The organism is Streptomyces sp. Ru72 (assembly GCF_002920635.1).
Lineage (GTDB): Bacteria > Actinomycetota > Actinomycetes > Streptomycetales > Streptomycetaceae > Streptomyces.
In genome coordinates this window covers 45,193-69,121 of sequence record NZ_PQSR01000005.1, presented here as the reverse complement: position 1 = coordinate 69,121, position 23,929 = coordinate 45,193, and the positions used below count along the sequence as shown (strand labels likewise).

General features: G+C 72.4%; 22 protein-coding genes. 2 read left to right on the top strand and 20 right to left on the bottom strand.

Annotated elements, in window-relative coordinates; translation table 11 throughout:
- Positions 1–41: 41 nt before the first annotated feature.
- The 15 genes from C3488_RS04020 to C3488_RS03950 form a co-directional block, all read right to left on the bottom strand.
- Positions 42–716, bottom strand: coding sequence for a response regulator transcription factor (locus tag C3488_RS04020; protein ID WP_103837890.1), 675 nt, complete (start codon positions 714–716; stop codon positions 42–44).
- Entirely contained in the window at positions 713–2,053 is a 1,341-nt protein-coding gene (locus C3488_RS04015) for a sensor histidine kinase (RefSeq protein WP_103837889.1), read from the bottom strand. Before C3488_RS04015 ends, C3488_RS04020 begins: the two co-directional genes overlap by 4 nt.
- Positions 2,053–3,261, bottom strand: coding sequence for an acyltransferase (locus C3488_RS04010; RefSeq protein WP_103837888.1), 1,209 nt, complete (start codon positions 3,259–3,261; stop codon positions 2,053–2,055). Before C3488_RS04010 ends, C3488_RS04015 begins: the two co-directional genes overlap by 1 nt.
- Positions 3,254–4,288, bottom strand: a complete 1,035-nt coding sequence (locus C3488_RS04005; protein ID WP_103837887.1) for an alpha/beta hydrolase — start codon at positions 4,286–4,288, stop codon at positions 3,254–3,256. Before C3488_RS04005 ends, C3488_RS04010 begins: the two co-directional genes overlap by 8 nt.
- Before the next feature lie 156 nt (positions 4,289–4,444).
- A complete protein-coding gene (locus C3488_RS04000) occupies positions 4,445–5,377 on the bottom strand; it encodes a S9 family peptidase (protein WP_103837886.1) in 933 nt (310 codons plus the stop codon).
- 228 nt (positions 5,378–5,605) lie between these two features.
- On the bottom strand, positions 5,606–6,835 hold the full coding sequence (gene kynU / locus C3488_RS03995; RefSeq protein ID WP_103837885.1) for a kynureninase: 1,230 nt from the start codon (positions 6,833–6,835) through the stop codon (positions 5,606–5,608).
- Positions 6,828–7,700 (bottom strand): tryptophan 2,3-dioxygenase family protein, encoded by an 873-nt coding sequence (locus tag C3488_RS03990; RefSeq protein ID WP_103837884.1) that lies wholly within the window; start codon positions 7,698–7,700, stop codon positions 6,828–6,830. The genes kynU and C3488_RS03990 overlap by 8 nt, the downstream gene beginning before the upstream one ends.
- Positions 7,701–7,853: 153 nt before the next feature.
- Entirely contained in the window at positions 7,854–8,267 is a 414-nt protein-coding gene (locus tag C3488_RS03985) for a DUF3151 domain-containing protein (RefSeq protein ID WP_103837883.1), read from the bottom strand.
- A 55-nt stretch (positions 8,268–8,322) separates the two neighbouring features.
- The gene (locus C3488_RS03980) at positions 8,323–9,828 is read right to left on the bottom strand and encodes a DHA2 family efflux MFS transporter permease subunit (RefSeq protein WP_103837882.1); all 1,506 of its coding nucleotides are present in this window, start codon (positions 9,826–9,828) and stop codon (positions 8,323–8,325) included.
- Between the two features lie 126 nt (positions 9,829–9,954).
- Positions 9,955–10,977 (bottom strand): class II fructose-bisphosphate aldolase, encoded by a 1,023-nt coding sequence (fbaA, locus tag C3488_RS03975; protein WP_103837881.1) that lies wholly within the window; start codon positions 10,975–10,977, stop codon positions 9,955–9,957.
- A gap of 140 nt (positions 10,978–11,117) precedes the next feature.
- Positions 11,118–11,666, bottom strand: a complete 549-nt coding sequence (gene pyrE / locus C3488_RS03970) for an orotate phosphoribosyltransferase (RefSeq protein WP_103837880.1) — start codon at positions 11,664–11,666, stop codon at positions 11,118–11,120.
- Positions 11,667–11,700: 34 nt separating this feature from the next.
- Positions 11,701–12,489 (bottom strand): aldose epimerase, encoded by a 789-nt coding sequence (locus C3488_RS03965; RefSeq protein ID WP_103837879.1) that lies wholly within the window; start codon positions 12,487–12,489, stop codon positions 11,701–11,703.
- Between the two features lie 57 nt (positions 12,490–12,546).
- Positions 12,547–13,374: an SRPBCC family protein gene (locus tag C3488_RS03960; RefSeq protein ID WP_103837878.1), complete on the bottom strand. Its 828-nt coding sequence runs from the start codon at positions 13,372–13,374 to the stop codon at positions 12,547–12,549.
- A 78-nt stretch (positions 13,375–13,452) separates the two neighbouring features.
- A complete protein-coding gene (locus C3488_RS03955) occupies positions 13,453–15,084 on the bottom strand; it encodes a polyamine aminopropyltransferase (RefSeq protein WP_103837877.1) in 1,632 nt (543 codons plus the stop codon).
- Between the two features lie 196 nt (positions 15,085–15,280).
- Entirely contained in the window at positions 15,281–15,838 is a 558-nt protein-coding gene (locus C3488_RS03950) for a DUF2617 family protein (RefSeq protein WP_103837876.1), read from the bottom strand.
- Positions 15,839–17,024: 1,186 nt separating this feature from the next.
- On the opposite strand from C3488_RS03950, the gene C3488_RS40040 reads away from it, so the two are divergent.
- Together C3488_RS40040 and C3488_RS03930 are read left to right on the top strand one after the other, a co-directional pair.
- On the top strand, positions 17,025–17,510 hold the full coding sequence (locus tag C3488_RS40040; RefSeq protein ID WP_146067828.1) for a hypothetical protein: 486 nt from the start codon (positions 17,025–17,027) through the stop codon (positions 17,508–17,510).
- A gap of 1,099 nt (positions 17,511–18,609) precedes the next feature.
- The gene (locus C3488_RS03930; RefSeq protein ID WP_103837872.1) at positions 18,610–19,803 is read left to right on the top strand and encodes a pyridoxal phosphate-dependent aminotransferase; all 1,194 of its coding nucleotides are present in this window, start codon (positions 18,610–18,612) and stop codon (positions 19,801–19,803) included.
- Between the two features lie 54 nt (positions 19,804–19,857).
- Here the strand turns inward: C3488_RS03930 and C3488_RS03925 are convergent, their stop codons facing one another.
- The 5 genes from C3488_RS03925 to C3488_RS03905 all read right to left on the bottom strand — a co-directional run bounded on the left by C3488_RS03925 (position 19,858) and on the right by C3488_RS03905 (position 23,888).
- Positions 19,858–20,754, bottom strand: coding sequence for a LysR family transcriptional regulator (locus C3488_RS03925; protein WP_103837871.1), 897 nt, complete (start codon positions 20,752–20,754; stop codon positions 19,858–19,860).
- Between the two features lie 195 nt (positions 20,755–20,949).
- Entirely contained in the window at positions 20,950–21,615 is a 666-nt protein-coding gene (locus C3488_RS03920) for a type 1 glutamine amidotransferase domain-containing protein (protein WP_103837870.1), read from the bottom strand.
- A gap of 60 nt (positions 21,616–21,675) precedes the next feature.
- A complete protein-coding gene (locus C3488_RS03915; RefSeq protein ID WP_103837869.1) occupies positions 21,676–22,407 on the bottom strand; it encodes an HAD family hydrolase in 732 nt (243 codons plus the stop codon).
- Between the two features lie 87 nt (positions 22,408–22,494).
- A complete protein-coding gene (locus C3488_RS03910; RefSeq protein ID WP_103837868.1) occupies positions 22,495–23,040 on the bottom strand; it encodes a DJ-1/PfpI family protein in 546 nt (181 codons plus the stop codon).
- 83 nt (positions 23,041–23,123) lie between these two features.
- Positions 23,124–23,888 (bottom strand): hypothetical protein, encoded by a 765-nt coding sequence (locus C3488_RS03905; RefSeq protein WP_103837963.1) that lies wholly within the window; start codon positions 23,886–23,888, stop codon positions 23,124–23,126.
- Positions 23,889–23,929: the final 41 nt, after the last annotated feature.

Sequence of the window (23,929 nt, the reverse complement as noted above, 5' to 3'; positions counted from 1 at the left end):
CCGGCTGCCTCCCCGGTACCTCCCGTCCGCGCGGCCGCACATCAGTAGCCCGACGGCCGCACCAGCCCCGACTCGTAGGCGAAGACGGCCGCCTGGGTGCGGTCGCGCAGGCCGAGCTTCACCAGGATGCGGCCCACATGGGTCTTCACGGTCTGCTCGGCGACCACGAGGCGCTCGGCGATCTCCGCGTTCGACAGGCCCTGGGCGATGAGGGCGAGGACCTCCGTCTCCCGCTCGGTGAGGTCGCCGACGCGCTCCTTCAACGGCGCCCGGGGCGTGCTGTGCATACGGGAGAACTCGGCGATCAGGCGCCGGGTGATGCCGGGCGCGAGAAGCGCGTCGCCCGCCGCCACCACCCGTACCGCCTCGGCGAGCTGGTCGGCGGAGGCGTCCTTGAGCAGGAAGCCGGAGGCGCCGGCGCGCAGGGCGTCGTAGACGTACTCGTCGAGGTCGAAGGTGGTCAGGACCAGGACCTTGGGGTGCGGGGTGGCCTCGGTGATGCGACGGGTCGCCTCGATACCGCCCAGCTCGGGCATGCGGATGTCCATCAGGACGACGTCCGGGGCGAGTTCGGCGACCTTGGCGATCGCGTCCCTGCCGTCGACGGCCTGGCCGACGACCTCGATGTCGGGCTTGGCGTTGAGCAGCACCGTGAAGCCCTGCCGGACCATCATCTGGTCGTCGGCGATCAGTACGCGGATGATGCTGCTCGTCATCGGTTCTCTTCTCCTGTCGGGTCGGCGGGATCGCCGTCGGTCGGGGCGTCCTCGGGGCTGGGCAGAAAGCACGACACCGCGAAGCCGCCGCCGGCCGTCCCGGTCGCGAAGAGGGTCCCACCGAGCATCACGGCCCGCTCCCGCATGCCGAGCAGTCCGTGGCCCGCACCGTGTGACGGCGGAGCCGGGCGGGTGGGCCGGGAGTTGGCGATGTGCAGCTGAAGACCCCGCGGCACGTAGGTGAGTTCGACGCCGACGGTGGAGCCGGGGGCGTGCCGCAGCGCGTTGCTGAGGGCCTCCTGGACGATCCGGTACGCGGACAGCTCCACACCGGGTGACAGCGGGCGCACCTCGCCGACGATCTCCGTCCGCACCTCCATGCCGGCCGCGCGGGTGTTCTCCACCAGGGCGTCGAGCCGGTCGAGGGTGGGCTGCGGGGAGTCGGGGGCGGCGCCGGTACCGCTGCCGCTCCCCAGGCCGTAGGGGTCGGCAGGGTTCTCCGAGCGCAGGACGCCGAGGACGCGGCGCAGTTCGGTCAGGGCCTCCAGCGCGTTCTTGCGGATGCCGTCCAGGTTCTCCCTCAGCTCGGCGGAGGGGTTCTCCACCAGGTGGGGGGCGACCTGGGCCTGGATGGAGATGACCGACATGTGGTGGGCGACGACGTCGTGCAGTTCGCGGGCGATGCGGTTGCGCTCCTCCAGGAGGGTGCGGCGGGCGCGTTCCTCCGCGGTGAGCGTCGTCTGCTGCACCAGCTCGGCGCGGGCCTCGCGGCGGCCGCGCAGGGCGACGCCCAGCACCACCACGGCCGCGGACAGGGCCGTCGTGAGCACGCCGGTGGACTGGTAGTTCGCCGCGCCCCACAGCCCCTGCAGGACGTAGGTGACCAGCATGGTCAGGACCAGCGCCTCCACCGCGACGCGGGTGCGGACCCTCAGGGCGAGCAGCAGCAGCACGAACAGCTGGGCGACGATCCCGGCCGAGGTCCACGGCCAGGTGAAGCCGTCCGCCTCTCCGGCGAGCAACGGGCCGTGCACCGCGACCGCCCCGAGTGCCGTCGCCCCCGTCGACAGCCACCACGCCGGGATCGGCCGCCACAGGGCCAGCACCACCGCCCCGCTCTGGCCGAGCCCGATGAGGTAGGCGTATCCGAGGGCCAGATGGCCGTGCTCGTGGAGCTGGGGCACAGCGCCGACCAGGACACCGAACGCGGTCAGCCACACGATTCCGTGCGGCAGCCAGCGCAGCCAGACGGACGGGGGCAGCGGATCCGCCCGCACGGTCCACAGGTCCTCGCGCAGCACCCGCAGCCCTCGCCGGACGCGGTTCCCCCCTTGCATCACGCGTCCACCCTAGGACCCGAGGTGCGGCCGGCCCCGGGGCGGTGTGACCGGACCACCCGGGAAGGGCGCCGGGTGCCGCCCTGTTCGCAGGCGCGGAAGGCCGCCCAGCAGACGGTCAGGGCGGATGCGAAGACCGGCAGCCAGGCCAGGCGGGCCGCCACCCACGTCAAGTTGTCGGGGACGGTGTGCAGCCCCGGCAGGCGGCCGGCGAGCAGGCCCGTCGCGGTGGTCGCCATCAGTGCCGTCTGGTGCCACAGGAAGATCGTCATCGCGGAGAGGTTCACCAGGGCCACCGCCGTCCAGGCCAGCGGGCCGCGCATCGCGCGGCGCAGCCGTTCGCGCAGCAGCAGCGCCAGTCCGCACTGGGCCAGGCCGAAGGTGACGGCGGCCAGGGTCGGCGGGTTCAGGTTGGAGACCGGTTCGCCCGGGACGCCGACCATCGACGCCGGGTAACCCGCCCACGTCACCAGTACCGCCGTCGCCGCCGCGCCGCCCGCCAGCAGCACCCGGCCCGCGCGGCGGCTCTCCAGCTCGCCCCGGGTCCAGGCCGCGCCCAGGGTGTACGGCACGAGCCAGCCCGCCGGCAGGTTCACCCAGCCCAGCCAGGACGGCCCGCCGAGTCCGAAGCGGACGATGTCCACGTGGAGGACGACGGCCAGCGGCCAGAGCGGGTTGAGGCGCGTCAGCAGCGGGGTCGCCGCCGTCAGGGCCGCGAACACCAGCAGGAACCACAGGGGCGACAGGGCGAGCTTCACCAGGGTGTGGACCGTGCCGGCGTCCGCCCCGGTCGCGAGCAGGCCGCACGCCGCGACCGTCCACAGCGTCACGACCGCCGCGACCGGCTTGAACAGCCGGGTCAGGCGGGTGCGCAGCCACTGCCCGTAGGTGACGCCCCGGGCACGCGCCGAGGCGTAGCCCTTCGTCGCGACATGGCCGCCCACCAGGAAGAACACGGCGAGCGTCTGGAACACCCAGGAGATCGGGGCAAGCCACGGCATGAAGTGCAGCGGGCTCGCGGTGCGCAGCGAACCGCCGTCCGCGACGAGGGCGGTCACCAGCCAGTGCCCCAGGACGACACCGAGGATCGCCAGGGCCCGCAGGGCGTCGACCGCGCGGTCCCGCTCGGCGGGGGTGGCCAGGTCGGTGCGGTGGGCGGCGGTGCGTATCGCGTTCAGGGTCCGCTGCCGCACGGTCGTGTCACGCACGGGTCACCTCCGCCGTCTCGCCGAGGACGATCCGGGTCAGGTTGGCCAGGGAGTCCGAGCCCGGCTTGAAGTAGTCGCTGTGGCCGCCGTCGCCCGCCGCGAACACCCGGGCGCCGTAGGCCGGGGAGACCGGGTCCGTGCCGAAGCCGACGGTGGTGCCGAACAGGTCCACGCGGTGGTGCGGCACGTCTGCGATCCAGTCGTCGGCGCCGCGGGCCGCCCAGACACGGGCGCGGGTGTGCAGGGCGGCGGCGGAGTCCACGCCCGTGCCCGGGCTGCCGACCAGGACGATGTCCTGGGCGTCGACGCCGGCTCCCGCGCGGGCGCACACGACCGTGCCGTAGGAGTGGCACAGCAGGGAGATGTGGGGCGCGGGGCCGAACGCGGCCCTCAGCTGCCGTACGAACCGTTCCAGGGCCGGGGCGGCGCGCGCGGCGCGGGACGTCGTGAGGACGCCGGTGCTCAGCGTCCGGGGTGTGTCGTAGCCGAGCCAGGCGATCACCGCCGTGTCCCGGCCGGTGTCGCGGTGCAGGGCGAGCGCGGTGGCGCGGAAGCGGCCGTAGGTGTCCAGCGTGGTGTCGGAGCCCGGCACCAGGACCGCCATGTGCCGTGCGGTGGCCAGGTCGCCGAAGACCTCGGTCACCCGGCCCGTGCCCCGGCCGTCGAAGGCCAGCAGATCGCTGGCGGGGGAGGCCAGGGCCCGCTCCGCCGACGCCCGGCTCCGGTCGCCGTGGGCCGCCGCCATGCGGGACGCCTCGGCGGCATCCGCGCGGTTCGCCCGGTACGTCCCGGTGAGCGTGGCCGCCGAGAGCGGGACGGGCACGGCCGGCGGCGGGGCCGGGATGCGGGGCCGCGCGGCGGCCGACAGCGGGACGACGACGGCGACGGTGACGAGGACGGCGAGCAGCGTGCGACGGACGCGGCCGAGGCGCCGTCGGCGAAGGCGCCGCCGCTCTTCCCCTCCCCCGGTCCCGTCCCGTCCGTCCGCCTGCTCGACCGCGGCCGGGCGCCTCCCCCGAGAACCCATGACGTCCTCCCCTTCCGCTGCCGCGCTGATCGGGCAGTCACGGAGAGGAAGCTACGGAGCGTCACCCGTCGTCGGCGTCATGCCGCGGAGCTCACTTGGGAGGTAGCTCTCAGGTATTACGGGTATGACCGGGTCCACCCGGGGGCGGGGCCCCGGCTACCACGCCAGCTGTGCGATCTCCTCGGCCACCACCGCGCACGCGTCCGCCGCCGGGTCGATCAGGGGGAAGTGGCCGACGCCCTCCAGGAGCGTGAGGCCGACCACCTCGCCGGCCTTCGCCGCCGCCTCCGCGTACGCCTCGGCGACCGCCTGCGGGACCACGACGTCCGTCCGGCCCTGGACCAGGGTGGTGGCGATACCGGTGGGCAGCAGCAGCGCCGGGTCCGCGTACGGTCTGCGCTCCTCGAACCGGTCCCTGCCGCCGAGGAGCTGGACCGCCGCGCCGCCGCACACCTCCAGCTTCTCGGCGACGTGGAAGTCCGCGATCGGGGCGAGCGCCACCACACCGCGCAGCGGGGCGGGGCGGTCCGTGCGCCACGGGCAGTCCGGCGGCAGGACGTGCCGGGCCGCGGTCCACAGCGCCAGGTGACCGCCCGCCGAGTGCCCGGTGATCACCGTGCGACGCGGATCGGCCTGCGGCAGCGCCTCACGCACCAGCCCGGGAAGCGCGTCGATCGCGGCCGCCACGTCGTCGAACGTGTCCGGCCAGCGGCCCGCCACCGGCCCCGTAGCGCCGCCCGCACCGGACTCCGCGTCCGCGGAGCCGTCGGCCTGGGACGGGATGAGGGCGCCCCGGCGGTACTCGACGCTCGCGACGGCGAAGCCCCGGCGGGCCAGGAAGTCCGCGAACGGCGAGATGTGCCGGCGGTCGTAGGGCGCACGCCACGCGCCGCCGTGCAGGAGGACGACCAGGGGGGCGGGTCCCGGGGCGCCCGCCGCCCCGGCCGGCTCGGTCTGCCGCGGGGCGTAGAAGTCGATCACCTGGTCGGGGTGGTCGCCGTAGACGGCGGTGGAGTCGGGGTCCACCGGCGGGTGCGAGAAGGCGGACGCCTCTTCGGCGGCATCGCGGGGGGCGGCGTCGTCCGGCATGCTCCAACCTCTCAGCGGCAGAACGGGATTCGTGCGCGGCGGCCGGAGAGTACCGGCCGCTGGCGGGGACGGTATCAGGCGGATGACGTGCGTCAGCACGGGGTTGTCACTCTGGGTGAGGAGCAACCGGTTCTGCCGAGCCGCCCCGGTGGGCGGTGGCCGGGGCCCCGGCCACGGGGTTCGCGCCCGCACGGGGGGCGGGTCGCCCCGCCCCCCGTGAAACGCCCGTCAGGCCACCACCTCCGCCAGCACCCGGGCCGCCCGTTCCACGTCCCCGAACCCCACGTACAGCGGCGTGAACCCGAACCGCAGCACGTCCGGCGGCCGGAAGTCACCGACCACCCGGGCTGCGATCAGCCGCTTCATCACGTCCCCCGCGTCCGCACATCGCAGCGAGATCTGGCTGCCCCGTTCCCCGTGCGCGGCGGGGGTCAGGGACTCGACCGTGCCCGGCGGGACGTAGGCCGCCACGCACTCGAGGAAGAAGTCCGTCAGGGCCAGCGACTTGGCGCGGACCGCGTCGATCGAGACGCCGTCCCACACCTCCAGCGCCGCCTCCAGGGCGAGCATCGACAGGATGTCGGGGGTGCCGACGCGACCGCGCACGGCGCCCGGCGCCGCTTCGTAGTCGCTCCGCATGCCGAAGGGTTCCGCGTGCGAGTTCCAGCCCGGCAGCGGTGAGTCGAAGCGGTCCTGCAACTCCCGCCGCACATACAGGTACGCGGGCGAGCCGGGGCCGCCGTTCAGGTACTTGTAGGTGCAGCCGACCGCCAGATCGACCCCGTGTTCGTCCAGGCCCACGGGCAGCGCGCCCGCGCTGTGGCACAGGTCCCAGACCGAGACCGCGCCCGCCGCGTGCACGGCGGCCGTCAGCCCGGGCAGGTCGTGCAGCCTGCCGGTGCGGTAGTCGACGTGGTTCAGCAGCACGGCCGCCGTACGGCCGGACAGCGCCCCCGGCACGTCCGCCGGGGCCACAGGACGCAGCGTGCAGCCCGTCATCCGTGCCGCCGATCCGGCGATGTACCCGTCCGTCGGGAACGTCGTCGCGTCGACCAGGATCTCGTCCCGGCCGGCGTCCGTCTCCCGCGCCATCCGCACCGCCGCCACCAGCGCCTTGAAGACGTTCACGCTGGTCGAGTCGCCCACCACGATCTGCCCGGGCGCGGCCCCGACCAGCGGGGCGATCCGCTCGCCGATCCGCTCCGGCGCCGTCCACCAGCCGCTCTCGTCCCAGGACCGGATCCGCAGCGATCCCCACTGCCTGCGGACGACGTCCTCCATCCGGCCCGGCACGACGACGGGCAGCGCGCCCAGCGAGTTGCCGTCCAGATAGACGCCCGCGGCGTCAGCCGCATGATCGGACACGGTGTCGAGGACGAACTCCGAGCGCTTCGCGGCGAGTTCGTCGGCCGCGTCCAGCTTCTTCGCCCTGACGGCGAGTTCCGACGGCTCAGACATGGGACCGCGCCGTCCACAGCTCGGGGAACACGTTCTTCTGGGCCCGCTTCTCCAGCCAGGCCACCCCGGCGGAGCCGCCCGTGCCGGGCTTGGCGCCCATCGCGCGCCGGGTGGCGAGAAGGTGGTCGTTGCGCCAGCGCCACACCAGTTCCGCGACATCGGTGAGCGCTTCGCCCAGCCGGGCGAGTTCGTCGTCCGGGTCCCCCGCGTAGACGGCCGCCCAGACCGACTCGACCTCCTCCGAGGGCTCGTAGCGCTGCGAGACGTCACGTCGCAGCACCGCGTCCGGGACGGCGTGCCCGCGCCGGGCGAGCAGCCGCAGCACCTCGTCGTACAGGCACGGCTCGTGCAGCGCCTTCTCCAGTTCGGCGTGGACGCGGGGCGCGCCGCGGTGCGGGACCAGCATGGACGCGGACTTCTCGCCGAGCAGGAACTCCATGCGGCGGTACATCGCCGACTGGAAGCCGGAGCCCTCGCCGAGGGCGGAGCGGTAGGAGTTGAACTGGACGGGCGTCAGCTGTGCCAGGGGCCGCCAGGACGCGTTCAGCGCCTGGAGCTCCCGTACGGACCTCTTCAGCGCGTCGATCGCCACCGGCACCCGGTCCTCGCGCAGGGCGCGCGCCGCGGTCTCCCACTCGTGGACGATGACGGTGAACCACAGCTCCATCACCTGGGTCGTGACCAGGAAGACCATCTCTCCGGGGTCGTCGGAGAGGGGGTGCTGGAGGTGGGTGAGCACGTCCGCCCGGACGTAGTCCTCGTACGGGGTCGTGCCCTGGCTCCAATCGATTTTGGGGGCGAGATGCGGGGTCTCGGGCTCAGAGCCCTCGGGAGAGGGAGGAGTCGGGTGAGCCTGTTGGGACATCGCTGTCTCCTGCATGTACTCCGGGTAGCGGTCCGCCCCTGCCGATGCCGGCACGGGGGCCCCGGTCCCCACAGGCATCCTGCGCAATGCCCCCGGACACCGCAAGGCCCGCCTGGTCACAGGCGGGCCTGACACGCACGGGGCGCGGGGGTACTAGCCCAGGGTCTGGGCCGCCGCCGGCGAGGAGTCCTTCAGGAACTGCGAGCAGCGCTCGTACTCCTCCTGCTCGCCGATGCCGTGTGCGGCCCGCGCGAGGGCGTGCAGGGCGCGCAGGAACCCGCGGTTGGGCTCGTGCTCCCAGGGGATGGGTCCATGGCCCTTCCAGCCGTTGCGGCGCAGGGCGTCCAGGCCGCGGTGGTAGCCCGTACGGGCGTACGCGTACGACTCGACGACCGCGCCCCGCTCGAACGCGTCGTCGGCGAGCTGCGCCCAGGCGAGCGAGGAGGCGGGGTACCGGGCGGCGACCTCGGAGGGCGCCGTGCCGCTCGCGAGGAGCTCGCGCGGCTCCGGGTCGTCGGGGAGGTGCGTCGGGGGCGGGCCCCCGAGAAGGTTCTCGTGAAGGGTCATGGGATCAGTGTGCGCCATCGACCGTGCCCGCAGATCGCTCGCCCTCGGCACCTGCTCAGGAGGCCGGACCGGCCCCGGACCCCGCCGAACCGCGCGGCGGCTCGAGCGGTGGCGCGGTCATGGAACAGTGCGTACGGCACTCGGGGTGGCGGCACTCCGGGGCCGGGCGGCGTACGGTCGCGAAGGCGAGCACCGCGCCCGCGACCAGGACGCCCGCGCACAGCGGCATCGCCCGGCGGAAGGCGGCCTCGAACGCGTCCGGAACCCGGTACGCCTCCGGTCCCATCCCCGTGAGCAGCGGCAGCGCGGCCACGGCGATCAGACCGGCCGCGCGGGCCGCCGCGTTGTTGATGCCGCTGGCCAGGCCGGCCCGGTCGGTGTCCACCGAGGCGAGCACGGTGGCGGTCAGCGGGGCGACCAGCGTGACCATGCCGGCGCCCATGACCAACACGGCGGGCAGGACGTCGGCGGCGTACGCGGCGCCCTTGCCGACGCGCAGCATCAGCAGCATGCCGGCCGCGCAGAGCAGGGGGCCGACGGTGAGCGGGATGCGGGGGCCGATGCGTTCGGCGAGGGCGCCGGAGCGGGACGAGAACAGGAGCATCAGGACGGTGGTGGGCAGCAGGGCGACGCCGGCCCGCAGGGGCGAGTAGCCGGAGACGACCTGGAGCTGGAGCGCGGTGAGGAAGAAGAAGCCGCCGAAGGCCGCGTAGACGCAGAGGGTCACCAGGTTGACCGCCGTGAACTGGCGGGAGGCGAAGATGTCGAGCGGCATCATCGGGTCGGGGCGGTGCCGTTCGACGTGGATGAAGGCGATCCCGGCGGCGAGGCCCGCGACCGCGGTGAGGGCCGCCGTGAGCGAGCCGCCGTGGGCCTCGATGAGGGCGTACGTCACCAGGGCGAGGGAGAGGGCGCCGAGGCTGGCGCCGAGGGCGTCGAAGCGGCGGCTGTGGGTGCCGCCGGCGGAGGACTCGGGGACGTGGCGTACGGCGATCGGCGCGCAGAGGAGGGCCAGGGGGACGTTCAGGAGGAAGACCCAGCGCCAGCCCGGGCCGGCCACCAGCCAGCCGCCGAGGAACGGGCCGACGGCGGCGCCGATGCCGCCGAAGCCGGACCACAGGCCGACCGCCCTGCCACGGTCGTCGGGGTGGAAGGTGGCCTGGATGAGCGCGAGCGACCCCGGGGTGAGCAGGGCACCGCCGACACCCTGGAGGGCGCGGGCGACGATGAGGACCTCGGAGGTGGGGGCCAGGCCGCACAGGAGGGAGGCTGCGGCGAACCACAGGACGCCGAGGACGAAGATCCTGCGGCGGCCGTAGCGGTCGCCGAGGGCGCCGCCGAGCAGGATGAGACCGGCGAGCGTGAGCATGTACGCGTTGACGGTCCACTGGAGAGCGGCGAGGCTCGCGTCGAGGGCGTGGCCGATGCGGGGGAGGGCGACGTTGACGACGGTGGAGTCCAGCAGGGCCATGCTGGAGCCGAGCACCGTTGTCAGGAGGATCCACTTCCCCTGCGGGGTGCTGAGCCTGACAGCGTGGGTCGGCTGTGCGGTAACCGCCATGCTGGGATCATCCCGCGCCGGGAGCGCTCGAGCCAGGTGTGCGGCACGCGGAGGCGGGGTGCCCGGAGGCTTGCGCAGCCGGGCGGTGGCGGGGTGCCGCAGCGACGGGCACCCCGCCCACCCCTGTTACTTGATCTTCGTGCCCGTGGAGCGGAGGTTCTGGCAGGCCTCCAGCACTCGCTTCGACATCGACGCCTCCGCCAGCTTGCCCCAGGTGCGCGGGTCGTAGGTCTTCTTGGAGCCGACCTCGCCGTCGACCTTCAGGACGCCGTCGTAGTTCTTGAACATGTGGTCGACGACCGGACGCGTGAACGCGTACTGCGTGTCCGTGTCGATGTTCATCTTGACCACGCCGTTCTCCAGGGCGGTCAGGATCTCCTGCTCCGTGGAGCCGGAACCGCCGTGGAAGACGAAGTCGAACGGCGACTCCTTGCCGAACCGCTCGGCCACGCCCTCGTTCAGCTCCTTCAGCAGCTCGGGGCGCAGCACGACGTTGCCCGGCTTGTACACGCCGTGCACGTTGCCGAAGGAGGCGGCCAGCAGGTAGCGGCCCTTCTCGCCGAGGCCCAGCGCCTCCGCCGTGCGGAGCGCGTCGTCGACCGTCGTGTACAGGCTGTCGTTGATCTCGTGGGAGACGCCGTCCTCCTCGCCGCCCGTCGGGGTGATCTCCACCTCGAGGATGATCTTCGCGGCGGAGGTGCGGGCGAGCAGTTCCTGGGCGATCGCCAGGTTGTCGGCCAGGGTCTCGGCGGAGCCGTCCCACATGTGCGACTGGAACAGCGGGTTCTGGCCGGCCTTGACGCGCTCCTCGGAGATCGCGAGCAGCGGACGTACGTACCCGTCGAGCTTGTCCTTCGGGCAGTGGTCCGTGTGCAGGGCGATGTTGACCGGGTACTTCTCCGCGACGATGTGGGCGAACTCGGCCAGGGCCACCGCACCGGTGACCATGTCCTTGCTGTACTGGCCGCCCAGGAACTCGGCGCCACCCGTCGAGATCTGGACGATGCCGTCGCTCTCCGCCTCCGCGAAACCGCGCAGGGCCGCGTGCAGGGTCTGGGAGGAGGTCACGTTGATGGCCGGGTAGGCGAACTTGCCTGCCTTCGCCCGGTCGAGCATCTCGTTGTAGACCTCGGGGGTTGCGATGGGCATCTGTCCGCTCCTTGTTGTGCGGGTTGCGTTCTGCGTGCTTACGGCCCTGACCTAGGGAGTGACGTCATCGTCGGCCCCATCTTTCCAGACGTGACCGGATGCTTCGGACACCCCGTCCAGCCTGTGGATGGCCCCGTGTCTCAGTCCAGACCCAGGTCGTCCTTGGAGTAGGCGAACAGGTAGGGCACCTGGGCCTTCTCCGCGATCGCCTCGGCCGCGCCCGTCGCCCGGTCCACGATCGTCGCGACCGCGACGACCTCGGCGCCGGCCTCCCGCAGCGCCTCCACGGCGGTCAGCACCGAGCCGCCGGTGGTGGAGGTGTCCTCGACGGCCAGCACACGGCGGCCCGCGACCTCCGCGCCCTCGATACGGCGCTGCAGGCCGTGCGCCTTGCCCGCCTTGCGGACGACGAAGGCGTCGAGCGTCGTGCCCCGGGCGGCGGAGGCGTGCAGCATCGCGGTCGCCACCGGGTCGGCACCCAGGGTCAGGCCGCCGACCGCCTCGTAGTCCAGGTCGGCGGTCAGGTCGAGCATGACCTGACCCACCAGCGGGGCGGCCACGCCGTCGAGGGTGATGCGGCGGAGGTCGATGTAGTAGTCGGCTTCCTTGCCCGACGACAGGGTCACCTTGCCGTGCACCACGGCCTTGTCCTTGATCTGCTGCAGCAGCTCGCCGCGAACGTCGCTCATGGCAGCCAGCTTAGAGCCCCGCTGTTCAGGGCCCTCAGAGCCGTCGCCAGGTCCACGTGGTGGTGGCCTCCAGCGGCTCGATGGGTGTGACCAGACGCGGAAGGGTGTTGAGGCCGTCCGGGGGGCCGGTCTGCGGTTCCACGCACACCGCCTCGCTCTGCTCGTCGTAGACCACGACCCACTCCTCACGGCTGGTGACCTTCAGCTCCAGCTGACCGGGCCAGGTGAGGGTGACGTCGACGCCGCCGGGCATGCCGAAGCAGTCGTCCCAGGGACCGGGCTTGGGGTCGACGCGGTTGCCGGTGGGCAGGTGGTCGTCGCCGCGCTCCTCCTGCCAGGCGGGGGCGAAGTCGATGCGGACGTCCTCGCCTCCCAGGCTGCGGTGGAACCAGGGATGCCAGCCGATCTGGGCCGGGAAGGAGTCGTCGTACGTCTCCACGGACATGGTCAGCGTGAGGGCGTCCTCGGTGAGCGCGGCCAGCTGGGTGACGCGCCCGGCGTAGGGCCAGGGGGCGACCAGGTCGTAGGTGAGGACGGCCTCGGTGGGCTCGGCGCGGGCGACGCGCCAGACGCCGTCGCGGACCGTGCCGTGGATGGCGTGCGGCGGGGCGTTGAGGGGCATCTGCTGGAGGGTGCCGCCGTTGCGGAACCTGCCGTCCCGGATACGACCGCACCAGGGGGCCATCGGGAAGCAGCCGAACCGTTCGCCCTGCCGCAGCAGTTCGGTCCCGCCGATACGCAGGCTCCTCACGCGCCCGCCGTTCCCCGGCGCCAGCACGACTTCCGCGTCTCCCGCGGCCAACGTGATCTCGTCGTTGCTCACGTGCCCGACCCTACTGGGCGGATCAACGGGGCGGGTGGGGACGCCGGTGCGCGTACGTCAGCGCCGGCGACGCAGCAGCCGGCCCGCCACGATCGCCGATGCCACGAGCAGGGCCGCCGCCGGGGCCGCCCAGCGGAGGGTGGCGGTGGCCGCCGCGGCTTCCGGGGCCGGGACGGGCGCGTACCGGCCGCGCGGGGGCGCGTGGTCGACCTCCTCGGCGCTGCGCCCGATCATCGTGCGACGGGCGTGCGCCGCCTCGGCGGGCGGTTCCTCGTCGAAGGTGTCGGGCGCGAGACCGGGTTCCCCCTCCCCGGCGAAGGCATCGGGTGGGAGACCGGGTTCGTCCTCCCCGGCGAGGGGCTCGAGGGACGACGCGGGGACCTCGGTGTCGCCGGCGGAGGCGGGTTGCTCCTCGGGACTCGGCTCCTGTGACGGCCCTTCGGCCACCTCCCGAGGGCTTTCCTGCGCCACCTCCCCCAGCTTCTCCGCGAACCGTCCCAGCAGGCGCGTCGCCGCCGACGCCACCGTCTCGGCCGGAAGGTCCGTGATCCGGCCGTCGGCCGTGGCCGTTCCCGTGAACGTGACCGTGGTGCCGTCCTCGGCCGGGGTCAGACGCAGGGACAGGGACAGTTTCGCCGTGCCCGTGCCGCGGGCCTCGGTGCCCTCGCCCTCCACCGTGAACGAGCCGTCGTCCCGCCCCTCGATCCGCAGGGCGCCGCGGTAGGTGATCGTGTGGCCGCCGGCGCGCACCCTCAGGCGGCCGGCGACGGGCTCCGTGCCCGCGTCCTGCTGGAGCCCGGGGATCGCGCGGGCCACCCGGGCCGGGTCGGCCAGCGCCTCGCTCAGCCGCTCGGCGGGAACCGGGACGAACACCTCATGCTCCATGTCTGACGAGACTACCCAGCAGCGCCCGAACCTCACCCGTGCGGGACGGGATTCGCACGTCCGTGGGGGCCGGGAGGCTCATTCCTGGTATCCCGGACGCACCAGCGTCGACGGGAGCAGCCCCGGTACCCGGGTGCGCGCCGCCGCCCGCGCGTCCGCCCGCAGGGCCGCCCGGGTCAGCGTGCGCAGGCACGGTGTGCGCGGGTCCAGGGTCAGCGTGGGCGGGGTGCGGGCGGCGAGCACGAACCCCCAGTCGCGCGGCGCCCCGGCGGCCCCGGCCGGACGGCCCGTGGCGCGGCCGTCGACACGGTACGGGGTGGTCCCGAGCCCCACCGCCCGCACCGTCGCCTCCACCGTCCAGAACGCACGCGGCCGGGTGGTCACCGGCCCCGCGTGCACCACCAGCCGCCCGCCCGGCGCGAGCACGCGCCGGGTCAGGCCGTAGAACTCCTGCGAGTACAGCTTCGTGCTCGCCGTGCCGCCGGGGCCGGGCAGGTCGGCGATCACCACGTCGTACGCCCCCCGGGTCCGCCTCAGCCAGCGGAACGTGTCGTCCGCATGGATGTGGACGCGCGGGTCCGCGAAGGCGTGGCCGTTCAGCGCGGACAGGGCCGCGTCCCGGCGGGCGAGCCCGAACAGCGCCGCGTCCGGGTCGATCACGTCGACCCGCCGCACCCCCGGATGCCGCAGCACCTCGCGTGCCGCGAGCCCGTCGCCGCCGCCGAGGACGAGCACGCGCGTGTGCGGGCCGCCGCTCATCGCGGGGTGCACCAGCGCCTGGTGGTAGAGGAGTTCGTCTCGGCCGTCGACCCGGAGCCTGCCGTCGAGGAACAGGTCGAGGGGACGGCCGTGGGTGCCGCCGGTCAGCACCACCTCCTGGCCGCCGGTGCGCAGCGCGACCCGTACGTGATCGCCGTACACCGCCTGGCGCGCGGCCCGTTCGAAGTCGTCGACGAGAACGGCCGCCGCGGCGAGCACGCCGAGGACGAGGAGGTTGGCGACCAGCAGCAGCCGGCGCCCGCGCCGGGACAGGTCGCGCCGGAACAGACCGAGCACCAGGGCGCCGCCCGCGGCCGCGTTGACCGCGCCGGTGACCAGGGCACCCGTCAGCTGGCCGAGCTGCGGCAGCAGCAGGAAGGGAAAGGCGAGGCCGCCGATGAGCGCGCCCACGTAGTCGGCCGCGAACAGGTCGGCGACCGCGCCGCCCGCGTCCTGTCGGCGGATGCGCTGGATCAGCTCCATCAGCAGCGGCACCTCTGCGCCGGTGAGCAGCCCGATCGCCAGGGAGAACGCGACCAGCAGGCAGCGCGGTCCGCCGGACCAGGCGCCGCCCCAGTCGCCGGTCCAGGCGAAGGCCGCGTACAGGGCCATCGCGCTCAGGCCGCCGACGAGTGCGAGCGCCGCCTCCACCGCGCCGAACCCGGCCGCGGCGCGGCAGCGGAGCCGCTTGGCGGCGAGCGAGCCGACGCCCATCGCGAACACCATCACCGACAGCACGACCGAGGCCTGGGTGACCGAGTCGCCGATCAAGTACGAAGCCAGCGCGACGAGTTCGAGTTCGTACACGAGTCCACAGGCCGCGCAGACGAACACTCCGGCGAGGACCAGGAACCGCCCGGTGCCCGGGCCCACGGGCAGCCGCGCCTGGCTCCGGCCGTCGCCCCAGGAGGCGGCAGCGCCGGGTGGTGCGGGCGCGTGCGGTTCGATCACGTCCGGAACGCTACGTCACGCTTGCGCTCAGCCTTGTCACCCACACGTGTGGTGCCGGGTCGTTCGACACCGGAGGGTGGTGCGGCCACGTGGGGGCTGCCGCCCCCGGAGCGTCGCTTCGGCCGGAACCGGCTCGTCCGCACATACCGGACGCGATGACGGTGCGCGGCCATGGCTGAACGGGCGCCGATCGTCCTCACCTGCCCGACAGGACCGACGCCTGACCGGCGTCGTCCCGTCGTTTCGTACGCTGCCTCACCCCGACCCGGGTCCGGGTGGCCACCAACTGGCCGTCCTGCGGGTAGGCGTGCCAGGTGCGCCAGTGGACCTGGCCCTCGTGGCGCTGGGCCAGCATCGCGGTGAACGCGTGCGGGCTGCCGGGGAAGACGCCGGCCAGGCCGTTGGGGTGGTCGGAGACCAGGGCCAGCAGTTCCTGGGCGCGACCGGCGAAGGAGCCGGGAGACAGCACCTCGACGCGGGCCGCGAACTCGTACTCCCAGTCGCCGACCCGCTTGGCGACACCCAGGGGCAGCGGGGTGCTGGAGCCCGCGATGCACGCCACCGTCTCCGAGCAGATGCCCCGTTCCTCCTCCAGGAGCACCTGGTGGGACGCGCCGAGGAGTCGCAGCTGCAACTGCGCGCCGGCGAGTTCGAGGTCGAGGGTGGCGAGCGCGGGCAGCGGCTCGCGGCCCAGGGTCCAGGCCAGATCGGCCGCGCGCGTGTCGGTGTAGGAGGTGTTCAGGGTCGTGAGCATGGATCGGCTCCGCTAGCACGCAAAGTGAGAAGTGGGGATCCGGAGCACCCCGGTCGTGGCGCCGGGGACAAGGCCGGCTCAGCCAGTCGGGTAATGCTTCCGGTCGGCCCGGTGGGGAGGGACTCCTGCCGGACAGGTGTCCGAAGGGCGTCCGCGGGCTGCGTTGGTGTGTTGAGAGGGAATCATGAACTGTCGTTCCGGCAAAGCATTTTTACCCAAGTTCGTAGGGTTTCCATCCCACGAGGGCCCATCAGCTCAACTGTTCAACTACCGCGTGCGCCTGGAGTGTTGTGTGGTGAGCCGTGCGCCCCTCCACGACGCGCCAATGAGCGCACGTCTCACACACAGCGCCGTCAGCGTGCGCCCCTGCGCTCCCCCTGGAGAGGGAGCCACCGGCCAGGCGCTGACGCATGAGCGCACGGACGGACGGGGTGGCCGTCGGGACCGATCCCGGCGGCCACCCCGTGCCGCGGCCCGGATGCGTCCGGAGCTCGACTGCCCCGTGTCAGTTGCCTCCGCCGCATCCGCCCCCGCCGCATGAGGACCCGCACGACGAGTGCCCGCCGCAGGAGTGGCCCCCGCTGGAGTGGCCCCCGCTGGAGTGGCCCCCGCCGCACGAGTGGTGCCCGCCCGAGTGGTGCCCGCCCGAGTGGTGCCCGCTCGACGAACCGCCGTCGGCGCCGGCCACCCACCAGCTGCCGGCCCCGGTGTCCCCGCTGCCGCCGTAGCTGCCGTCGTGCCCCCGGCCCGTCCGCGCCCGCGCCCCGGAGCGGCCCCCCGACCGCACCGCCCCCTTCTTCGAACGACGCTGTGCCGACACGAGCAGCGCCACCACAACGACGCAGACGATCGCCAGAAAAATGCCGGTGACCATGGCGCCGTCCCCCTTTCGAATCCCCCGAAGCGGCCCCCCGTGGGCGCCTCTGTCTTCCTGAGTGGTCGGGGGATGCCCGCGGCGGTGACCGGCCAAAGCAGAGTTGAGCAAGTTCTGAGGGTCCCTCAGGGATGCGCGCGAAGGCGAGACTCTTCGAGTGAAAAACCGGAGCGAGGCCACCTGACTGGCGGTTCGCTGACCGCGAGCGCGATCTGAAAACCATACGTTCGACTCCAGTGCTCACAGCGGCGGCGCCCGTGCACAGAGGTCGTCCCAGACCTGCCACAGACCATCAAGCCGGGAGGAACAGTCATGCGCCTGATCCGCTGCGGTCTCGCTGCTGCAACGGTGGCGGCTTCCGCCTCAGCCATCGGCCTGCTCCTCCCCGCCACGGGCTGGATGCCCCGGAGTTCCGACGCCACGCAGGTCCGCGTGGTCGCCGCCTCCGGCATCTCGTGGAGCGAAGGCGACTCACCCCAGCCGCCCTTCCCGAACACGGGCCCGCAGGCATCGGCACCGCCCTGTTACAGCTATGGAGGCCCCTACTGCGGCTGGGTGGGGACATACTGGGGCGGCTGTGACCGGGAGTGGGGCCTGAGCTTCGGCATCAAGAGTCCATATCGGATCTGCCCCCACGACCCCCGCCCGAGCCCCTCGGACACACCCGGTTCCTCGGGCAGCCCGAGCCCCTCCGGCACGCGCAGCCCCTCCGGCACGCCCAGCCCCTCAGGCACCTCGGCCTCCGCCGGGAGCAGCGGTCCCGCCGACCAGGACGCCGAGACGTTCGACGACCAGTAGAGCGGCGGCGCGCACCCGCAGGTGGCGTTCGAACCGCCAGGCGCCGCCGAGGCTCTTCCGGGCGAGTGTCACGCGGCGGAACGACGTCGGCGAAGCCAGGCCGTAGCCAGCATTCCCAGAACCATCAGCAGACCGACGGCCGCGATCAAGATGTGCTTCGCGCTCAGAGGGCCGACGCCACAGGCGGCAGCCGCAGTGTCACGTGAAACGGGAACCGGGGGAACGGCGCCCGTGGGGACGCGAGTCCCCTGCTCACCCCCGCCGTTTCGACGGTGGTCCCCCTTCTGGGGGACCGGGGAGCCGGACGAGCCGCTTCCCTCGGCACCTGTACCACCATGCGGACGACCGTGGTCACCGTGGCCACCGTGGTCACCGCGGTCACCGGCGTCCTCGCCGTTGACGCAGTGTGCGGCCGGAAAGGGAAAGGCCCGCTCATGACGGTCGAAGGCCTTCACCACGAAGACCGGGTGCACCCTGAAGAAGCCCTTGATCGCGAACTCGTACTGGGCGGTGGTCTGGGTGGGATAGTTCACGTCCAAATACGTCGAGACGGAGAACGTGTCCCACGGTGCCGTCGGCGACCAGGACGAGGACGCCGAGCTTCCTTGCAGGACGAGAGCCTCGGGCCCGCGTCGGCCATTCCTCAGAATCGCCCTCAGTCCCTTGTCGATGAGCACCACACGGCGCCGGCTGTAGCAGTGGCGCCAGGGATTGCGGCGACCGTGGTCATGGTCACCTTGACGGAGCCACAGGGGGCCGGACGCGTGCCGTGCAGACGTCTGCGCAGCTACGCCGGCCGGCGGAGCCACGAGGGCGATGACCACGCCCGCCAGCGGCGCTGCGACCCAGGGACGAAAGTTCATTCGATGACCTCCATGGGTGGCGGACGCAGGCGACGGCCTGCTGCGCGGCACTTCGGAATCTCAGAAGAAGGTAAGAGGAATCAATTGGTCACATCGTGGACATCCTCCTGGAGCCGTACTTCTCGTCACTCATCCGCAGCAGTCCCATGGGCCGCCTGCGCGTCCCTCGGCGGCGCGGAAGACCCCGGTGCTCATCCATGAAGGCGAGTTGAGGAACTCCACGGCTTGGGCGCAGGATGACGGCCATGACCTCCAGCGCGCGCCCCTTCCTCAACCGCCGCCTCACCGAGTTCGGGACGACGATCTTCGCCGAGATGTCGGCCCTCGCCGTGACCACCGGGTCCATCAACCTCGGCCAGGGCTTCCCCGACACCGACGGCCCCGAGGAGGTGCGGGAGGCGGCCGTACGGGCGCTGCGCGACGGGCGCGGCAACCAGTACCCGCCGGGGCCCGGCGTCCCCGAGCTGCGCGCCGCGATCGCCGCCCACCAGGAGCGGCGCTACGGGCTCGCGTACGACCCGGACACGGAGGTCCTGGTCACCGCAGGCGCGACCGAGGCGATCGCCGCGGCACTGCTGGCGCTGCTGGAACCAGGCGACGAGGTGGTCGCCCTGGAGCCGTACTACGACTCGTACGCCGCCTGCATCGCGATGGCGGGCGGCCGGCGCGTACCGGTCACGCTGCGCCCGTCCGAGGGCGGCTTCCGGCTGGACCTGGACGAGCTGCGCGACGCCGTCACGGACCGGACCCGGCTGCTGCTGATCAACACCCCGCACAACCCGACCGGGACCGTGCTCACCCGCGAGGAGCTGCGGGCGATCGCCGAGCTGGCCGTCGAGCGCGATCTGCTGGTGGTCACCGACGAGGTGTACGAGCACCTGGTGTTCGACGAGGCGGAGCACGTACCGCTGGCGACCTTCCCCGGGATGCGCGAGCGGACGGTGACCATCGGGTCGGCCGGGAAGACGTTCTCGTTCACAGGGTGGAAGGTCGGCTGGGTGACGGCGGCGCCGGGGCTGGTGACGGCGGTGCGGTCGGCCAAGCAGTTCCTGACCTACGTGGCGTCCGGGCCGTTCCAGTACGCCGCCGCCGAGGCCCTGCGCCTGCCGGACGCCTACTTCACGGCCTTCCGCGACGATCTGCGCGCCAAGCGGGACCTGCTCGGCGCCGGTCTCGCCGACGCCGGCTTCACGGTCTTCCGGCCGGCGGGCACATACTTCGTCACCACCGACATCCGCCCCCTCGGCGAGAGCGACGGCTTCGCCTTCTGCCGCGCCCTCCCCGAACGGGCGGGTGTGGTCGCCATCCCGAACGCGGTCTTCTACGACCACAAGGAGGCGGGGGCGCCCTACGTCCGGTTCGCGTTCTGCAAACGCGTCGAGGTGCTGGCGGACGCGACGGAACGTCTCCACAAGGCGTTCGCGCGCTGACCACCGTCGGGATCGGCCCCTGCCTTCACCTGGTCCCGCTCTCCCAGCGCCCCCTCACGTCCACCCCCGGGCGTCGCGAACCAGGTGCTCGTGGAGTCGCGCGAGCCGGGGTTCGGAGAGGGTGCCGGAGCGCGTGGCCAGGTAGAGGGTGTTGATGGGAGGGATCTCCGGCTCCATCAGGGGGACCAGCGCCCCCGAGGCCAGTTCCGCAGTGCACAGATATGTCGGCAGGACCGAGATGCCCGCCGACGAGGTGACGGCCGCGATCACGGCACGCAGGTCGGGGACGACCACCGCCGGCGGGCTCGGTGGCGGGGCGTCGAAGACCGTGCGCCAGTAACGGCGGATGATCGGCAGCGTCTCCGCGTACGCGATCATCGGGAGTTTCGTCAGGACCTTCAGCTTCTCGCAGTCCAGGGCGTCCGCCGGGATGCCCGCGGCGATGCGGGGCGAGGCGAGCAGGGCGAACTCCTCGTCCGTCAGAGGAGTGAAGTCCACCCCGCGGCCCTGGGGCTGGATCGTGGACACCACGATGTCCAGATGCCCGCTGCGAAGGTCCTCCAGGAGGTTCGACGCCTCGCCGAGGCTGATGCGGACGTCGAGGCCGGCGGCGATGAGCTGGCTGATGGACGCCATGACCCTGGCGGTCACCAACTCCGCCGGCCCGCCCATGCGGATGGGACGGTTCTCCGTGGTGTCCGCGAAGTGGCGGGAAACGGCTGCGTTGATCTCGGCCATGGACGCCTCGATCTCGTAGGCCAGCGCCTTTCCCTCCGCCGTGGGTGTCGCGCCTTGCGGCGTGCGGTGGAACAGCGGCTTGCCCAGTTCGCTCTCGAGACTGCGGATCTGCTGAGTGACCGCCGGCTGTGTGAGGCCGAGTTGCCGGGCGGCCTTGGTGAACGAGCCTGTGTGGCAGACGGTGATGAAGGTCTGTAGCCATCCCAGCTGCATAGTCGTACCGGCCCCCCAACCGGCGGAGGTCGGGGCGTTCCGCGCTATGCGACCCCCCGAGCATCCCTTCGAACGATACCGTTCGACATGGCGGGGGTGTTCAAGTCGGTTTCAAGCCCTTGTAAAGTTGCCAAATCGTATCAGCGGGGCGCGTGGAATCCGCCCCGCCGATAGTCGACCCGTTTCCTTTTCAACTTAGTTGGCGTTCTGAAGAATTGCCAGTTCGGCGACCTTTGCGGCCGAAGCCGGGTTCTGACCCGTCACGAGACGGGTGTCGGCCACCGCGTGCTCGGTGAAGTTCGCGGCCTTGGTGAACTTCGCGCCGCGTTCGGTCAGGGCCGTCTCCAGGGCGAAGGGCACGACGTCGGACAGTCCCACCGCGGCCTCCTCCTCGTTGGTGAACGACGAGACCTGCTTTCCGGCGACCAGATGAGAGCCGTCCGTGAGGGTGAGGTTCACCAGGGCGGCCGGGCCGTGGCAGACGGCGGCGACGACCCCACCGCTCTCGTAGACGGCCGCGGCCAGCCGGGCCAGCGCGGTCGCGTCGGGGAAGTCCCACATCGTGCCGTGGCCACCGGCGAAGTAGACGGCGTCGTAGTCGGCGGCATCGAGTTCCGCGGCGGTGGGGGTGGCGGCGAGCGCGGCCTCGTTGTCGGCCAGGAACCGGGTCGTGACGGTGTCGTCCGGCTTGATGCCGTCGCGCGGCGGCCGGCCGCCGGCGACCGACACGAAGGCGATGTCCCAGCCGGCCGCCCGGAAGACCTCGGCGGGGTGGGCGACCTCGGGAACGTAGAAGCCGGTGGCGCGGCCGGTGTCGCCGAGCCGGCCGTGCGAGGTGAGGGCGAAGAGTACCTTCGGCATGTCGATCCTCCGTTGTGAGATGTGTCCGGTGGAGCGGGGTGCGGTGGGCGAAGGCGCCGATCAGGCGGTCAGCTCCGCCAGTTCGGGCAGGTACACCCGTCGCTGCCTGCGTGCGATGGCACGCTCGACGTGCTCGGGCGTGTGGTAGCCCCACCACGCCCACAGGCTCGTGGCACCCGTGTCGCGCACCGCGAGCGCGTTGGTGATGTGGTCGTCGATGAACGTCACGGCCTCCGGCGGGAGTCCGTCGGCCGCGGCGATCCGCCGCACGACCGTGCGCTTGTCCGAGCACTCGCCGACGACCTGGGCCACGGTGACGTCCAGACCGTGATGGGCCAGGATCTCCCACACGCTCCGCTCGTCCTTCGCCGTGACGATCGACGTGCCTCTGCCGCTGTGACGGCGGAGCAGCCCGGCGATTCCCGGATACAGGGTGTGCAGGTCCAGCCACTCCGTACGCCGGCGCTCCCGCAGCGCGGCGCGTACCGCGGTCGCGCCCCGTACCAGGGCGTCCATCCTGGGACCCGGGATGCGGGCCGCGAGGGCCTCGAAGTCCTGCACTCCCCGGATCGAGTCGGCGGCGGGGTCGCGGGCCACCATGAAGTCGTCCAGCAGCCGGGCGTAGGTGCGGACCGTGCGGAAGCGGGACACGAACCCGGCGGGCATGGCCGCCGCCAGCTCCGCGATCGGCTTGGCCGCGACCGTGGCCGGGTCGTGGTCGGCGTAGTGGGTGACGACAGCGCACTCGGTGAAGGCGTCGGCGATGACGCCGTCGAAGTCCAGTATCAGCAAGGTGTCTCCTCAAGGCCTCGAGGATGCGAAAGGGCGCGCGCCGTACGGGGGATGGGGGCGCGCCCCCGCGCGGGTGGCAACGGCCACTCAGGCCGCCACCACCTGCTTCTTGGCGACCGTCTCGAAGACCTGCTGCATGAACCGGCCCACATAGGCGTAGTAGGAGCAGGTGATGATGTGGCCGTCGACGATCACGTCGGAGTCCACGACGTCGGCGCCGGCGTTGATCACATCGTCGCGAAGACCTATGTAGGCGCAGGCGCGACGGCCCTTGAGCACGCCGGCGGAGACCATGATCCACGGGCCGTGGCAGAGACCGGCGACGACCTTCTCGGCCGCGTCCATGGCGCGGACGAAGTCGAGGACACGGGCGTCCTGGCGCACCCGGTCGGGCGCCTCGTGGCCGCCGGTGAGGATGACCGCGTCGTAGGCCGCGGCGTCCAGCTGCTCGAAGGCGATCAGCGGCTTGGCGGTCTTGTCCATGGGCAGCGGGACGCCGTACTTGCCGACGACATCGGCACCGTTGCGGGTGGCCACGTCCACGTGCCAGCCCTCTTCGAGAAGCCGGTAGTAGGTGTAGACGACGTCGTGGTCCTGGAATCCGGGGCCGGTGATGATGACGGCACTGGGCATGAGGGTGCTCCTTCTTCGGGCGTGCTTGCTGAGTGGGCGTTGGGTGCGGGTTCCGGCGTCCGGAGTGGGGCCGGACCGGACGGTCAGGCGAGCGCGAGCGAGAGGTAGTACTGGTCCAGCGCGGGACGGCGCACGTCGCCCTGTGCGGGGGCGAGGATGTCCACCTCGCCGGTGACCACTCCGGTCAGGCCGAGCGGGATGTGGAACAGGTCCCGCTCCTGGCGCCGGTAGAACACGTCCGCACCGGCCCGGATGGAGAACGCGAACTCCGCTCCCGGGGACCGGTCCCGCAGTCGCGCCTGTGGCAGGTACGTCACCGGCCTCGCCGGCAGTTCGGGTGCCTCGGTGTGGTGCCGCTCGTAGGCCGTGCCCTGCCGGTCGTAGGTGTCGCGCAGCCGGATCAGGTCGAACTTGTTGCGCGGTGCCTCGACCTCGACCAGCCACAGCGGGCCGGGGCCGATGCTCCGCGAGGAGTGGAAGGCGCCGCCCCCGATGCGCAGGACCGATCCGCTGCCCACCGGGACCTCGCCCGTCAGCGTCTCGGTCACGCCCTGGCCCGCGAGGCAGAGGAGATACGTCAGCTTGCGGGGGTGTACGTGCATCGACGTGGACTCGCCCTCGTCGATCTTCAGATTCCACACGTCGATGAAATCGTCGACGTAGATGCGGTACTCGAGCCCCCACGGCTTGGGGATGATCTCGTTGAGGTGGCCGTCCTCGTCCAGGCTCTCGTTTCCGATGCGGGAGCCTTTGCGGACGACTTCGTTCAGTGCGGCGAAATCCCGTGGGCCCGGGTCGATTCTCACCGCCATATCGATCGGACTCACATTCTGCGTCAGCTCAGTCATGTCGATCCCCCAATCGAGCATTTGAGTGTGGACCCCCGGTC

Excerpts from the sequence above, each read along its gene's own strand:
- C3488_RS04020 (WP_103837890.1), bottom strand. The coding sequence starts at position 716 with ATGACGAGCAGCATCATCCGCGTACTGATCGCCGACGACCAGATGATG.
- C3488_RS04015 (WP_103837889.1), bottom strand. The coding sequence starts at position 2,053 with ATGCAAGGGGGGAACCGCGTCCGGCGAGGGCTGCGGGTGCTGCGCGAG.
- C3488_RS04005 (WP_103837887.1), bottom strand. The coding sequence starts at position 4,288 with ATGGGTTCTCGGGGGAGGCGCCCGGCCGCGGTCGAGCAGGCGGACGGA.
- C3488_RS04000 (WP_103837886.1), bottom strand. The coding sequence starts at position 5,377 with ATGCCGGACGACGCCGCCCCCCGCGATGCCGCCGAAGAGGCGTCCGCC.
- kynU (WP_103837885.1), bottom strand. The coding sequence starts at position 6,835 with ATGTCTGAGCCGTCGGAACTCGCCGTCAGGGCGAAGAAGCTGGACGCG.
- C3488_RS03990 (WP_103837884.1), bottom strand. The coding sequence starts at position 7,700 with ATGTCCCAACAGGCTCACCCGACTCCTCCCTCTCCCGAGGGCTCTGAG.
- C3488_RS03985 (WP_103837883.1), bottom strand. The coding sequence starts at position 8,267 with ATGACCCTTCACGAGAACCTTCTCGGGGGCCCGCCCCCGACGCACCTC.
- C3488_RS03980 (WP_103837882.1), bottom strand. The coding sequence starts at position 9,828 with ATGGCGGTTACCGCACAGCCGACCCACGCTGTCAGGCTCAGCACCCCG.
- fbaA (WP_103837881.1), bottom strand. The coding sequence starts at position 10,977 with ATGCCCATCGCAACCCCCGAGGTCTACAACGAGATGCTCGACCGGGCG.
- pyrE (WP_103837880.1), bottom strand. The coding sequence starts at position 11,666 with ATGAGCGACGTTCGCGGCGAGCTGCTGCAGCAGATCAAGGACAAGGCC.
- C3488_RS03960 (WP_103837878.1), bottom strand. The coding sequence starts at position 13,374 with ATGGAGCATGAGGTGTTCGTCCCGGTTCCCGCCGAGCGGCTGAGCGAG.
- C3488_RS03950 (WP_103837876.1), bottom strand. The coding sequence starts at position 15,838 with ATGCTCACGACCCTGAACACCTCCTACACCGACACGCGCGCGGCCGAT.
- C3488_RS40040 (WP_146067828.1), top strand. The coding sequence starts at position 17,025 with ATGCGCCTGATCCGCTGCGGTCTCGCTGCTGCAACGGTGGCGGCTTCC.
- C3488_RS03930 (WP_103837872.1), top strand. The coding sequence starts at position 18,610 with ATGACGGCCATGACCTCCAGCGCGCGCCCCTTCCTCAACCGCCGCCTC.
- C3488_RS03925 (WP_103837871.1), bottom strand. The coding sequence starts at position 20,754 with ATGCAGCTGGGATGGCTACAGACCTTCATCACCGTCTGCCACACAGGC.
- C3488_RS03920 (WP_103837870.1), bottom strand. The coding sequence starts at position 21,615 with ATGCCGAAGGTACTCTTCGCCCTCACCTCGCACGGCCGGCTCGGCGAC.
- C3488_RS03910 (WP_103837868.1), bottom strand. The coding sequence starts at position 23,040 with ATGCCCAGTGCCGTCATCATCACCGGCCCCGGATTCCAGGACCACGAC.
- C3488_RS03905 (WP_103837963.1), bottom strand. The coding sequence starts at position 23,888 with ATGACTGAGCTGACGCAGAATGTGAGTCCGATCGATATGGCGGTGAGA.